This is a genomic window from Bacillus sp. 123MFChir2, assembly GCF_000383235.1.
Taxonomy (GTDB): domain Bacteria; phylum Bacillota; class Bacilli; order Bacillales; family Bacillaceae_G; genus Bacillus_A.
The window spans coordinates 299,516-313,091 of sequence record NZ_KB910924.1; the positions used below are offsets into that span (position 1 = coordinate 299,516).

The 13,576-nt window shown below is 34.2% G+C and carries 12 protein-coding genes and 1 riboswitch; of the genes, 5 read left to right on the forward strand and 7 right to left on the reverse strand.

Features of this window, described 5'->3' with window-relative positions; translation table 11 throughout:
- Window positions 1–61: 61 nt before the first annotated feature.
- A complete protein-coding gene (locus H280_RS0101490) occupies window positions 62–1,594 on the reverse strand; it encodes a Ppx/GppA family phosphatase (protein WP_028411054.1) in 1,533 nt (510 codons plus the stop codon).
- A 176-nt stretch (window positions 1,595–1,770) separates the two neighbouring features.
- On the opposite strand from H280_RS0101490, the gene H280_RS0101495 reads away from it, so the two are divergent.
- Entirely contained in the window at window positions 1,771–2,229 is a 459-nt protein-coding gene (locus tag H280_RS0101495) for a YkyB family protein (protein WP_020059336.1), read from the forward strand.
- A gap of 31 nt (window positions 2,230–2,260) precedes the next feature.
- Here H280_RS0101495 and H280_RS0101500 read toward each other — a convergent pair whose 3' ends face one another.
- The 3 genes from H280_RS0101500 to H280_RS0101510 form a co-directional block, all read right to left on the reverse strand.
- Window positions 2,261–2,881 (reverse strand): YkyA family protein, encoded by a 621-nt coding sequence (locus H280_RS0101500; protein ID WP_051094721.1) that lies wholly within the window; start codon window positions 2,879–2,881, stop codon window positions 2,261–2,263.
- A gap of 57 nt (window positions 2,882–2,938) precedes the next feature.
- Window positions 2,939–3,727 carry a peptidoglycan-N-acetylglucosamine deacetylase gene (locus H280_RS0101505; protein ID WP_034303168.1) on the reverse strand — a complete coding sequence of 263 codons (789 nt, stop codon included), beginning with the start codon at window positions 3,725–3,727 and terminating at the stop codon, window positions 2,939–2,941.
- A gap of 723 nt (window positions 3,728–4,450) precedes the next feature.
- Window positions 4,451–4,975 (reverse strand): hypothetical protein, encoded by a 525-nt coding sequence (locus tag H280_RS0101510; protein WP_020059339.1) that lies wholly within the window; start codon window positions 4,973–4,975, stop codon window positions 4,451–4,453.
- Between the two features lie 401 nt (window positions 4,976–5,376).
- Between H280_RS0101510 and H280_RS0101515 the strand changes: the two genes are divergently transcribed.
- Window positions 5,377–6,912 carry an MDR family MFS transporter gene (locus H280_RS0101515; protein ID WP_020059340.1) on the forward strand — a complete coding sequence of 512 codons (1,536 nt, stop codon included), beginning with the start codon at window positions 5,377–5,379 and terminating at the stop codon, window positions 6,910–6,912.
- Window positions 6,913–7,576: 664 nt separating this feature from the next.
- Here H280_RS0101515 and H280_RS25565 read toward each other — a convergent pair.
- Window positions 7,577–7,720 (reverse strand): hypothetical protein, encoded by a 144-nt coding sequence (locus H280_RS25565; RefSeq protein ID WP_155894957.1) that lies wholly within the window; start codon window positions 7,718–7,720, stop codon window positions 7,577–7,579.
- Window positions 7,721–7,863: 143 nt separating this feature from the next.
- Window positions 7,864–8,051: riboswitch (cobalamin riboswitch) on the forward strand.
- Between the two features lie 261 nt (window positions 8,052–8,312).
- Between H280_RS25565 and H280_RS0101525 the strand changes: the two genes are divergently transcribed.
- Entirely contained in the window at window positions 8,313–9,071 is a 759-nt protein-coding gene (locus H280_RS0101525) for a DUF3967 domain-containing protein (protein ID WP_020059343.1), read from the forward strand.
- 30 nt (window positions 9,072–9,101) lie between these two features.
- Here H280_RS0101525 and H280_RS0101530 read toward each other — a convergent pair whose 3' ends face one another.
- A complete protein-coding gene (locus H280_RS0101530) occupies window positions 9,102–10,382 on the reverse strand; it encodes a sensor histidine kinase (RefSeq protein WP_020059344.1) in 1,281 nt (426 codons plus the stop codon).
- Between the two features lie 215 nt (window positions 10,383–10,597).
- On the opposite strand from H280_RS0101530, the gene H280_RS0101535 reads away from it, so the two are divergent.
- Window positions 10,598–10,798, forward strand: coding sequence for a hypothetical protein (locus H280_RS0101535; RefSeq protein WP_020059345.1), 201 nt, complete (start codon window positions 10,598–10,600; stop codon window positions 10,796–10,798).
- Window positions 10,799–11,303: 505 nt separating this feature from the next.
- On the forward strand, window positions 11,304–12,461 hold the full coding sequence (locus H280_RS0101545; protein ID WP_020059347.1) for an aminotransferase A: 1,158 nt from the start codon (window positions 11,304–11,306) through the stop codon (window positions 12,459–12,461).
- 15 nt (window positions 12,462–12,476) lie between these two features.
- Here the strand turns inward: H280_RS0101545 and H280_RS0101550 are convergent, their stop codons facing one another.
- Window positions 12,477–13,505: a LacI family DNA-binding transcriptional regulator gene (locus tag H280_RS0101550; RefSeq protein ID WP_020059348.1), complete on the reverse strand. Its 1,029-nt coding sequence runs from the start codon at window positions 13,503–13,505 to the stop codon at window positions 12,477–12,479.
- Window positions 13,506–13,576 lie beyond the last annotated feature (71 nt).

Consider the following 13,576-nt stretch of genomic DNA (forward strand, 5'->3'; position numbering starts at 1 on the left):
TTAACAAATTTTTACTGGGATAAATGTAAATTTTTTGTAAAGAAGTCCGTACAACTTAACATTATTCATAAAAATAAAGATCAATGTTCACTTTTAAAATTTTCTCTATTTGCTTTTTCTGCTTTTCTGCTTGTACTTTTTCAGATAGAGCTAATTGCTTACAGTAAGCATAAAAACCAAGCCCTTCTTCTCCTTTTACAATACGAACGAATTCGATAAGATTGCGATTTGTTACATTTAATGCTGCCGAAAACTGTAAAACCGCCCCTAATAATCGGATTTTCCTTTGTTCGTCTTTTTCAAACCACCCTACAAACGGTTCAATGCATTGTTTAAACAACAACTTCGATTTATAAGATGCAATTAATGCTAATTTAATTCGTTCTTTGTGCATCATGCCATCTATCGTTTTATTTGCTAATAAATAAAACGTATGCTGCCTGCTTGACTCTTCATCAATATATTTTCCAATATTAAATACTTTTGCCGCTCTATGCAGTGCAGTCCAATCTTCTTTCTCGAAAGAAACAACCTCATTTTTTTCTAATTCTTTACAAATCATCGTCGCATTTTTTATAAGCTGTATCACAACGCTCATATCCATCTCATATTCATAAGAAAATAAATGTAAGCTTTCTTCCACTACATTTGGATAATAAGTAATTCCAAGTGAACTAACTAATTCTTCATAAAATACACCTTCACGTAATCCTTTTCTACTTAACACAAAGGACGGGGCTTCTATGATAGTCATTAACATCCGAAACACTTCTACTGCCGGAATAATAGTATCTGCGCGATCTTTAGCAAGACCCTCTAACTTTTGCAATTCTGTAAAGGAAAGCCTTAATAAATGTTCGTGCACATATTCAATGTCCGTTGGCTTCATCTTATACAAATGCAATCCAGAAATTGGATAAGAAATAAGATTTTGGTGAATGTTCACCATATTACGCGCACTACCTCCAATTGCAATTAATGGTAATTTCTTACCCTTAAACCACGGAATAAATTGGAACTGGTACCATAAATATCTTCTTAATTCTTCAAGTTCTTCTGAAGTTGGCGTATCATACTGAAAAAATTGTTGTTTTAGCGAGAGCGCTCCGAACGGAAAACTATGATAGTTTACAATTTCTCGATTTTGAAAATACGTAACTTCTGTACTTCCTCCTCCAATGTCAACAGTAATCCCTTCTGTAAAAGAGGTAGAATTGGTAACAGCTATATATCCATACCGTGCTTCTTCATATTCTGACAATACTCGAAGCTTAAAATCAGTGTTCTCTTCAACAAGACATTTAATTTCCTTTTGATTTTTAGCTTGCCGAACTGTTGCCGTTGCAACGCACAATACTTTATGTAACTTGTGAAACCGCGTGCTTTCTTGAAATTGCAACAAAGTATGTACTAATATATGAATTCCTTCCCCGCTTAAGGAACCATCTACTAAATAGTTCCGTAATCGAGCAACTACCTTTGTATTTTCAATTTCTTTGTAAAAGCCACCGCTTTGTTTTTCATAAATAACTAATCTCATTGTGTTTGATCCGATATCAATAATTCCATATTGGTTTTTCAACGCTCTCGTCATCCTTTTCTTCATATCGTTATCTCGTTTTTTCAATTTGTATTTATATATTATACAGAATAGTTGTTTTTTGTCACAACATTGCTTTAATATTGAAAATACTTATATTAGCTTTCTGCATAGAAAAATTGCTAACTTTTATTGAATTATGATAATGTAGACAGGAAAGGAGTGCTAAGATGAAATCTTCACAACCTCAGTCTCGTTCCTATAATCAATTTTCGGTTCATCAACTTGCTGAAGCAATTTTCAGTGTAAACCGACATGCAAAATCTGCTACAAATCCGAAATATTTATATTGGTTAAAAAAAACAGCTTTAGAACGATTAATTGCAGAAAAACAAGCTACGAAAGAAGGTTTACACTTTTCTAAAAACCCGCGATTCAGCCAACAACAATCTGACGTTCTTGTCCGAGCAGGTAATTATTACTTCCATATCCCTCCTACGAAAGACGATTTTCGTAACCTTCCACATCTCGGCAGCCTTGATTGCACATATCGAAATCCCAAAACTCATCTATCCTTAACCTCTGCTAAAAAAATGCTCCAGCAGTATATTGGGAAAGAGGCATTTCAACAAGAAAAAAAGTTAAGCGAATCCATTCCTTGGTATCGTCGTACTTTCACAAAAAAATAAAGAAGCTTTGGCCAAAATGGCCAAAGCTTCTTTATTTTTTATCTTCTTTTATTTTAATGCTTGCTTGCTTGTAGAAAGACAGTTTTTCTTCATTATACTGCTTTGTATATTCATTAAATTTATTTTTTGGAGAATCAATCTCTTGATAAGATTGATTTACAACTTTTACTTTTTCACTAATCGCTTTTAATTTTTCATCTTTCGCTTGCAACATTGTATATAATTCTTTTTCTAGTTTTAATGATTTTTTATAGCTATCATACATCTTGTTAAAGGCATCATAACGACCTTTATATGCATCTTGTACTTTCTTTGCTTGTTCTTGTAATTTTTTATCTTTAAGATTTTTTACATATTTATCAACATCTTTTGTTTCTGCTTGTGCTTTATCTAACGTCTCCTTTTCTTTATCTAACACTTTTTCACGATCAGTAACGCTTTTTACAGCTTGATCTACCTTCTCTTTTACCACTTGATTGTTATCTTTTCCGTCTTTTACAATCTGATTATATAATTCTTGCCCTTGCTTTTCTAATGTTTCTAATGTTTTCGTATCATCAAAGATTGGTTTTTCTTTTTTAGCAGCATTCTCAAATGCTATGTACAACTCTTCTTCTGGTTTAGGTCCGAAGCAACCCGCAAGTAAACTCATTGATATAGCTGCTACTATTGCTACTTTTTTATATTTCAACTTCAATTCCTCCTAATTTTATATGCGATTATCATGCCAGAAATTTAATGAAAAATGACTTGCTTCATCGTATACTTCAAAGTCATACCCTTTTTTACGAAGATCATCAATGATTGTTTGTAACGCTTCCACTGTTTGCTTCTTTTCATGCATTAACACGACTTCTCGTTCTTTATTAACATGAGGAACAACATTTTGAATGACTCCATTAGGGTTTCCTGGTAATTTCCAATCTAAAGAATCAACTGTCCAATCCCATTCTTTCATACCAACAGATGTCATTTGATCACGCAACGCTTGCGTAAGACCCGGCATACTTCCATACGGACAACGAACAAGGTTCGGATGAATACCTGTTACTTCTTTCATAATACCCTGAGCTTGTTTCATTTCCTCAACAAATTTACCTTCTTTATACAGTTTATTATAATTATGCGTCATACTATGAACACCTGGATAATGTCCATCTTTTACCAAGCGATTTACACTATCTTTATGAGCAGGAATATTCCCACCAATCATAAAGAATGTTGCCTTTATATTATTCTTCTTTAAAATATCTAATATTTCCTTTTGAAATTCACTTGGACCATCATCAAATGTTAAGTACACTATTTTACGCATTTGACCGTTATATTTTTCCGGTACTTCCTTTTTCATCTCTACTTTTGGTTGTTCACTTGCAAACTGAACAGTATTTTCTTGATTTGCAACTGCTTTTGCAGGAGAAGTAATGGATTGAAACATAAAAAACCCTGCCGCTACAACACAAATTGCGAGAAAAGCAATACCCAAGCGTTTAATCATTGTGGAGCGACGGTTCGTAACGTCTACCATTCTATCATTTCCTTTCTACTTTTCTATATATCTGTACTTTTTTCATTTTACACAGTGCAAAAGAATCGACGCAATAATAAATTCCAGTTATTCCCCAAACATCTTCAAAAGGAAAAGTGTAGAGATCTTTTAACTCTACACTTTTAATGAGAAATCATTGTGCAAAATGTACTGATACGTCCATCATTAATTATATGATGATTAACTACATTTTTAAAGGGGGTTGTCACAAAATCCATAATATATTGTAACAAAACTGCAAAAAATGTTTCAAAATAATAATGTTATAATTCCATCCATAATATATTTCTATTTTGATATAGCCTCGTTTGTGCCAGTTCTAACAATTCTTCAAATGAATTTCCTTCTAATGGATATATTGCTCCGCTAGACATAAATATGATGTGCACAATATCAATTTATAACATCTATGTTAAATTTTTAGTAGAAAGAACTTGCCCATAAAGGAATTAAAAATATGCTATATCGACATAAAAGAAGGAAAGTAGCCTTTATACATGGACGATTTCCTTCTTCACTTATTTATACTTAATATAAATTCACTTTAATTTTTCAATATGCTATAAGAAGAATACATGACTTGTACTTCTATCCACTCTTGCGTTTAGTAAGAAAATCCATAATCACTTCTGTACATGGCGAGATGTTCCCATCCGCCAATACAAGGAGCGTTTACGGCGCTTCTATTAGCGTAGCCTCCTTTGTTTGTAACGGTCCATATACTTGATGGTTATGTTGAAATGTATACGTAGCGCGCAGCGGCAAAGAAGGTGGTAAACCGTTCCGTTCAGCTTTTACTTGCCATACTAAACGCGCCTTTTCTTTCGGTAATAAGTTCTCTATGCGCCAGCGAACAAGCCGAAAAAGAAACTCATTTTCCCCATTATTTGATGTTAAAGTATTTGGTGCATACAATAACTGATCTCTAATCATATGACTGACAAATATGCGAGAAACAGCCTCTTCTCCTTGATTATCCACTTCAATTTTTATTGCAATTATATCCTGAATTTCATAATAAACAGTGTTTGAAAACGAAGTGTTTTGTTTCATATTACAAACGGAAAGTGTTACTTCTATACGAGGGATATTTTGCTTATAAACTAAATCTTTATCCGTACTGCCTGACCATAAGGCAGGTTGTATATTCAAAGTAAACTTATTTTGTTTCTCTAACTCACCACAATATTTTACCATGCAAATTCACCTCATTCTCATATTGAATGTATAGCTTTGTTACTTCTACTTCTTCCATTAACAACCTTCAAAATTTTATCATTTTTATACTCTTCACTTTATATTTTATTCGATAAACAAAAGAAAAAATCATTCTAAAAAAAGCTGCACATCCTGTACAGCTTTTTCTTGTACGCCTTTATTCTCTACTAACTCTAAATAAAAACTCTTCTATTGATGAAAATATGTAATCTTTGACTAAAAGATTCATACTGACGGCAAAATAATTTTACCGAATGAAATTATTTGTGATTTAGTCAAATTTGACTATAATATAGTTTATCCCATTCTAACCATCGAGAGGGATAAAAAAACTAATGGAAGTTTCACCTTATTAATTAGTGTACAAAGGAGGGCTATGCTTGGAGGAACAAATAACTGAAAAGCAAGCAAGTAATACAAAGTTCGTTGTAACTGGATTGTTACTTGGAATACTATTAGCAGCAATGGATAATACAATTGTTGCTACTGCAATGGCTACCATTGTAGGTGATTTAGGCGGATTTGATAAGTTTGTATGGGTTACTTCTGCCTATATGGTAGCTACTATGGCCGGGATGCCTATCTTCGGAAAACTATCGGATATGTACGGACGTAAACGTTTTTACATAGGAGGATTACTCCTCTTTTTAATTGGTTCCATGCTTTGCGGCACTGCCAATAGCATCGAACAATTAAGTATATATCGCGCAATTCAAGGTATTGGTGGAGGCGCTCTTATGCCAATCGCCTTTACAATTATGTATGATATTTTCCCAGCGGAAAAACGCGGTAAAATGACAGGACTATTTGGAGCTGTTTTTGGAACGTCGAGTGTGTTTGGTCCGCTTCTAGGTGCGTATATTACCGACTATATTAGTTGGCATTGGGTATTTTATATTAATATCCCATTAGGAATTATCTCGCTATTTTTAATTACAAAATACTATAAAGAATCTTTACAATATAGTAAACAAAAAATTGATTGGGCAGGTGCCATTACTTTAATTATTGGTATCGTTTGTCTCATGTTTGCTTTAGAACTTGGTGGTAAAACGTACGCTTGGGATTCGAGTGTAATTATTGGCTTATTTGCTACATTTACTGTTATGCTTATTATCTTTTTCTTTATTGAACGAAAAGTGGAGGAACCGATTATTTCTTTCCATTTATTCCGAAAACGTTTATTTGCAGCAAGTCAAGGGGTTGCTTTCTTCTATGGTGCAACGTTCATTATTTGTACAGTCTATATTCCGATTTTCGTACAAGGTGTCCTTGGTGGATCGGCAGCAAATGCTGGACTCATTTTAACACCGATGATGGTAGGATCTGTTATCGGAAGTCAAATAGGAGGACAGTTAACAACGCGTACAACTTATCGTAACATTATGATGATCTCTGGTATTTTCTTTATTCTTGGTATGTATTTATTAAGTACATTAACTATGGATACATCACGCGCAATGGTAACAGTCTATATGATTTTAGCTGGATTTGGCGTTGGGTTTTCCTTCTCTGTCCTAAGTATGGCTTCTATTCATAATTTAAGTATGAGAGAACGAGGCTCTGCAACATCAACAAACTCTTTCTTCCGTTCACTTGGTATGACACTTGGTGTAACAATTTTTGGTACCATTCAAAATCACGCATTTACAGAAAAACTAAAATCTATTTTCCCGCCAGAACTAGCAAAAACGGCTCCAAAAGGCGGCGATACAAGTTTCTTATTATCTCCAAATGCAACTGAAAAAATGCCTCCAGAAATTTTACATGGCATAAAAGATGCGCTAGCAAACTCTATCGCTGATACATTTTTATGGGCACTTATTCCTGCCTTGTTTAGCATTATATGCATTTTTTTAATGGGAAAAGACCGATTAGTTGCACCAACAAACAAGAAACAAAAACAGGTGAGTTAACTTAACTACTCAGTCACTCTATGAAAAAAGGCAGAAAAGCATTTTTTTTCAATGTTCCTGAGGGACTGACCATGCATAGGAGCGATCAGTCCCTTTTTGTGCCACGCGCAAAGTTTTAAAACAAAGAGAGGTAGCGAAGTGCATTACCATTTTTATCTTCATGACAGCAAGTTATATGCTGGAAAATGAAAATAACTTTCTATAAGTAATGGGGCGCATTTTTGCTGGAATCATACTCTTTATCAAGCTTCTAAATGAAATGTATGACTGAGTAGTTACAATTTAACTAATAAATATATAAACAGTCACCAAGGGTGACTGTTTTTTCTATTCATAAAAACGAATTTTCTGAAGCCTTTTTTTGCATTTTTCTTTTTTGTAACCTCTCTCCTCTTTGACTACAATACAAATATATAAGTCATTTCTATGTAACAATACAAACTGCTTCACACTTGCTTGCTCCCTTGGTTTTAAATATCGCACGTGGCACACACTTCGACTCAGGGCCAGACGCTCAGGGCCACCTATAAAGAAAAGGGTTTTTATTATTTTTTCAACTCGTATATATAAAGGAGGCGAAATGTTATGAAGGATCATTTAATTAAACAATATGGATTCTCTGTATACTACCATTCATATTTACAAAAACAAATCTTATACATACTCATGCTTCGTAGCGAAATTGCTTTTCAATCCGATACATTACACCCAAATGAACAACTGGAACTACTCTCCTATGATCGATTACTCTTTCATCACGCTCACGACATATACAAACGAATACAGTGTTCTTACTCGTTTTTTTCACACATATATCCACCATCACATTGGTGGTGGCATCTAGAAAAAATTTCATTTTAATAAAAACAATTATCTTATTTTTGAAAGTGGAAGAAATTTTCAAAAAAATATATTAAAATCTGTTTCAATACCATCTACGCTAGTTACATTCCTTTCCAAAAGGGGATAGGTACACGAAAAAACGCTTTCGTGTTTAAAAGGGAAGTTTTGTGAAAATCCAACGCGGTCCCGCCACTGTAAGTGCAAAGATTTCGTTCTGTATACCACTGTGAAAACGGGAAGGTGATTGAAATCGCTGATGCATAAGCCAGGATACCTGCCTATTTTAACTTGTTTCATCTAGACTAAATCCTTCATTTTCTTGCCGCCAATATGGAACGTCTCTCCTCCTCTTCCTGTCATTATAACAAATTTCATATTCTTATGTTTTCAGACATTATTCTATATTCCTATCTTCTTTTCCATCAAAAACATGCTGTTTCATGCAGCATTCCACTAATCGTGTAGAAAACTTTCATCCTTCCGACATTTTTTTTCGAAGGAAGTACAAAACAAGAAATGGAATTGATATACATGATACTTTTTAGGGAGGAAATGTCATGAATGAAACATATAAAACGAAAGATGTTACAAATAAAACGGGAATCCCCAAAAATGTAGTTCGCAAATATAGCCAACTTTTAGAACAACATGGCTATTTGATTAATAAAACATCTCAATCTCGTATGTATAAAATGGACGATTTACGGATATTAAAACTGATTCACGAACGAGCGGCTTCATTGAAAGAAGATATTATGGAAACAATTGCATTCATACTAAAAGAGGAAGAATCTCCAGCAGTGTCTCCTGCTGTAGTAGAAGAAAGTAACGACCTGCAACTGAATGAACAAAGCAAAAAATTTGAAGAATTCATGCACAAATTAGATATGCTCGCCCAATTAAACGAAGCTATTATTCATCAAAACTCCACCCTTATTACGCAGAATCGTTTAAAAGATGAAAAACTAAATGAATTAATACACCAAGTATATGTGAAAGAGGTAAACCAAGAAGAAATGCTGAAAAATCTTGTAGATCATGCCGCAGAAACGGATGCGCTGCAAAAAGAAAAAATGGATCTACTTATGAATCATATGTATAAACGGGAATCCAAACAAGAAGAAAAAATGAACAAACTTATGAATCAAGTTTATAATAAAGAGAGTAATCGTGATGTTCAACTCATGCAAGTAATTCGAGAAATTCAAGAAACAAAACGATTAATTGCTGCTTCGCAAGAACAAAGTTTCTTTAAATCTTTTAAAAGTTTATTCGTCCGTTTTAAATCTGAAAAAACAGGTGAAATCAACAAATAAAAGTTACCGTATATTGGTAACTTTTAATCTTTATGTATTTATGTTTTGTTTTGCATCTGGTAATGTAATAATCGCTTCCGTACCTTTTCCTATCTCACTTTTATATTCAAGTGTACCACTATGAGCTTGCAAAATACTAAATGTAACCATTAATCCAAGCCCTGTTCCTTTTTCTTTCAATGAATAATATGGTTGTCCTAGTCTTTCCAGCTGCTCTTTCGTCATTCCAACACCACTATCTTTAACACGAATAACGATAGATTCATCTTTTTGCCATGCAGTTACCTTTAAATATCCTTTATTTTCTTGGATTGCTTCAATCCCATTCTTCACGACATTCATAATTGCTTGTTTTAATTTTGTTTTATCACCTATCGTATATAAATTTTCTGCAATCTCAACTTGTAAATATACGCCTCTCATTGCAGCAAATGAAGACATTAACGTAGTCATTTCAATAAGCTGCGCGGATAAACAAATATGTTCTTTCTTATCAATTTGCGGCCTTGCTAAATTTAAATAGTCTGAAATGATTTGTTCTGCTCGGTCTAATTCTGCTAAAACAAGATGCATGTATTCTTTATTTCTCATATCTTCTGTACTTTCCAATAATTGAATAAAACCGCGTACAACTGTAAGTGGATTACGAACTTCATGCGCTACGCTGGCTGCTAACTCGCTAACTATATTTAATTTCTCAGACTTTTGCATTTCGGTTCGTAACATTGCATTTTCATATAAATATTCTGTTAAATAAACTTGGAATGTCATTGTCATGATCATAATGAATGAAGCAAATATATATTCGCTATATAAATAAGATATCATTGGTGTAAATCCCTTACCAAATAACAAACCAAATATGTCAAATCCTAAAGAAATAAGAGTATAAAAAGATGCCAGCATAAAAGATAAAACTATTTTTTTATGTCTCGAAAATGCACTCCACTTTTTAGACAATAAAAAAGGAATGACAGAGATAAAAATAACTTCTAGTACACGAAACCAACTTAAACCATTGAGAAATCCATCGTATAAAATAGCGATTATAGCTGGAATGATACCAACTACACCACCATACAAAAATGCACTAATAATTGAAATTTGATGGAAATCATAATTACAAGTTTCCCAAACACAAATCGGATATGTCATCGAAAGGATAAGCGTAATTGTTGATAATAATACAATAAAATAGCGATTGGGCTTTTGATTCATACTTTGATAACGATTTAAACGAATTGCTTCATACAAAAATAGCGGCAAAATGATAATCGCAACTTGAATCATTAAATCACGGATAAGTCCCATCCCCTCATCCCCTATATTCATTTTGATATAATTATACCATTTTATTAACAAATTTGTTTAATTTTTTCGATTATTCTAAATATTCCTGTAAATAATTTGTGAAGATTAATTCACAAGTGTTACAACTTTTCGAAATGATTGTAAACCATGTATCAAATTGTCCAGGTCCCATATACAATAAATACAGGATAAGAATTTGATTGGAGGAATTTAAAATGACAGGAACTGCGCTCGTCTTAAACGAGGAAAATCTTGTTGTATTAGAAAATGTTGAGAAATCAGTGTATGAAGAATTACAAGAACGAACAGGTACAAATGATTGCACATGCTCTGTAAATAACTCCGTAATATATTTGGGAAAAGTTTCTTCTGTTCTTTGGAGCGAAGACGAAATTGATTGGGAATACGGTTATTAAACAGAAGGTCGCTTTAGCGGCCTTTTTTGTTTGTAGCTTTTCAAAGCGATTGTATGATAAAGTGAAACTTTAATCAGTGGGGGTTTTCTTCATCCCCCACTGATTATTAGCCCTCACCAATCGGGCTTTTACGGGCAGTTTATCTCCCGCCTAACTTCTTAAGAAAAGCGGAAGCGGCTCGCTCAGAATCGTAGGACGCCCACGCACAGGGCGGAGAGGCGCTTTTTGCCTCGTCCGAGGGAGTGAAACGGCCGGAGATTCTAGCCGCTAGAGCTAGACAACAAAGAAGAGCGGAAGTGGCTCGTTCAGAATGTGAGGGGGATGGAGCTTCTGACGTAGAGGTGTTTTTTACCTCGCAGGAAGAAGCGAGGCCACCGAACATTCTAGCCACTGAAGCTGGACAATGCCTTTGCTAAATTTTGAAGCGGAAGTATTACTGCTCACGAATAGCGGGATAAATATGATAAAATAAAATAAATTTTGCAACGGAAGAAAGGGAGACAAAATGGAACAATTTATTAACCCTCGCGTAAAAGATATTCAAATTTCTGGAATCCGACAATTTTCTAACATGATTCAACAATATGATGATCTTATTTCACTCACAATCGGACAACCTGATTTTCCAACGCCTTCTTTAGTGAAAGAAGCTGCTAAACGTGCTATTACAGAAAACTTTACAACCTATACACATAATGCCGGTTTAATACAACTTCGGCAAGCGGCTTGTAATTTTTTAAAAGAACGCTATGATTTAGTATACTCTCCTGAGAATGAAACAATTGTCACTATCGGGGCAAGCGAAGCAATCGATATTACCTTTCGTACCATTTTGGAAGAAGGAACAGAAGTAATTTTACCAGCCCCTGTCTATCCAGGGTATGAACCGATTATTCGCCTATGCGGTGCAAAACCTGTTTTTGTAGACGTTCGTAAAACGGGCTTTCGCTTAACAGCAAAAGCACTTGAAGAAGCACTTACAGACAAAACTCGTTGCATCGTATTACCGTATCCGTCAAATCCAACTGGTGTAACGTTGTCCAAAGAAGAACTCGAAGAAATTGTAGCAGTATTAAAAGATAAAAATATTTTCGTTCTTTCTGATGAAATCTACAGTGAACTTGTATATCAGGATAAACATATATCTATTGCAAGTTTCCCAGAAATGCGCGACAAAACAATTGTCATTAACGGTTTAGCAAAATCTCATTCTATGACTGGATGGCGCATCGGTTTTTTATTTGCACCAACCTTCTTAGCAAGTCAAATTTTAAAAGTTCATCAATATAACGTTACATGTGCAACTTCAATTTCCCAGTATGCGGCCATTGAAGCATTAACAGCAGCAAAAGATGCTCCCCGTATGATGCGTCATCAATACAAAAAACGCCTTGATTATGTATACAACCGTCTTATACGAATGGGATTAACTGTCGAAAAACCAACAGGCGCATTTTATCTCTTTCCTTATATCGGTTATCTATCTTCCTCTTCTTTTGATTTTGCTATGGAACTTGTGAGAGAAGCGAAACTTGCCGTTGTTCCTGGCTCAGCATTTTCTGAATACGGTGAAGGATACATTCGTATTTCTTATGCTTATAGCATGGAAATGCTGAAAGAAGGCTGTGATCGCTTAGAAACATTTATACAACAAAAAAACTAAGAGAAAATTCTTCTCTTAGTTTTTTTTATTTTCACTACAAGTTTGACGTTTCACCAATTTATGAGGAATAACGATACATTTTGGTGAAGTTTCACAGTGTTCAACTTTATCAACTAAATATCTTGCTGCTTCGTAACCTAGCTGATAAATATTTACATCTATCGTTGTTAATGGTGGATTTGCCATTTCAGATAACAACACGTTATTAAAACTAACAATAGAAATATCTTTCGGCACGGAGATTCCCTTTTCTGATAAAGCACTTAATACACCTAATCCAATTAAATCATCCGTTGCGATAATAGCTGTTGGCTGTTCACTAAGTGTCATAAGTTTTTCTACTGCTTTTTGACCACTTTCTTGTAAAAAACCAAGATTTAAAATATACTCAGCTGGCAGAAAAATATCAGCTAATTTTAATGCATCTGTCATCCCAGCAAGGCGATCTTTCGTAACGAGTAAATCTGAATCACCACCAATAAATGCAATTCGCTTATGTCCAAGTGAAACTAAATATTCCGTTACTTCTCGCGCCGCCGCATAATTATCATTATCAATATATGTAATCTCTTCTTTTCGATCATATGGCTTACCGATAAGAACAAACGGAAAATTTTGTCCGTGTAAATATTCTAAAATACGGTCATTCATACGAGAATACAAAAGAATAATACCGCCAATTTGCCTTCCTTGCACCATTTTCACAACACCATTAAAAATCTCTTCTTCCGTCTCTCCAGTTGACATATACAATGAGTATTCTTCCCCGTGTGCAAATGAGCTAATCCCTCGAATAACCTCTGGGAAAAATGGATTTTGAAACGATTTACTTGCAGAACTCGGCATAACAAGTCCAATCGTTTTAGTTGTTTGATTTGCAAGGCTTCTCGCATTTAAATTCGGATGATAGCCTAATTCAGCCATTACTTTCCGAACACGTCGTTTTGTTTTCTCACTAATGCTTGGATTATTAGCAATTACACGTGAAACTGTAGAAGGAGCAACATTTGCTTTTTTTGCTACATCTTTAATTGTAACTGTCATAAATTTGTTCCCCCTCTCTTCTTTGATTTATATGATTTATACTATTTATATACAAGCTAAAAAACCGACAT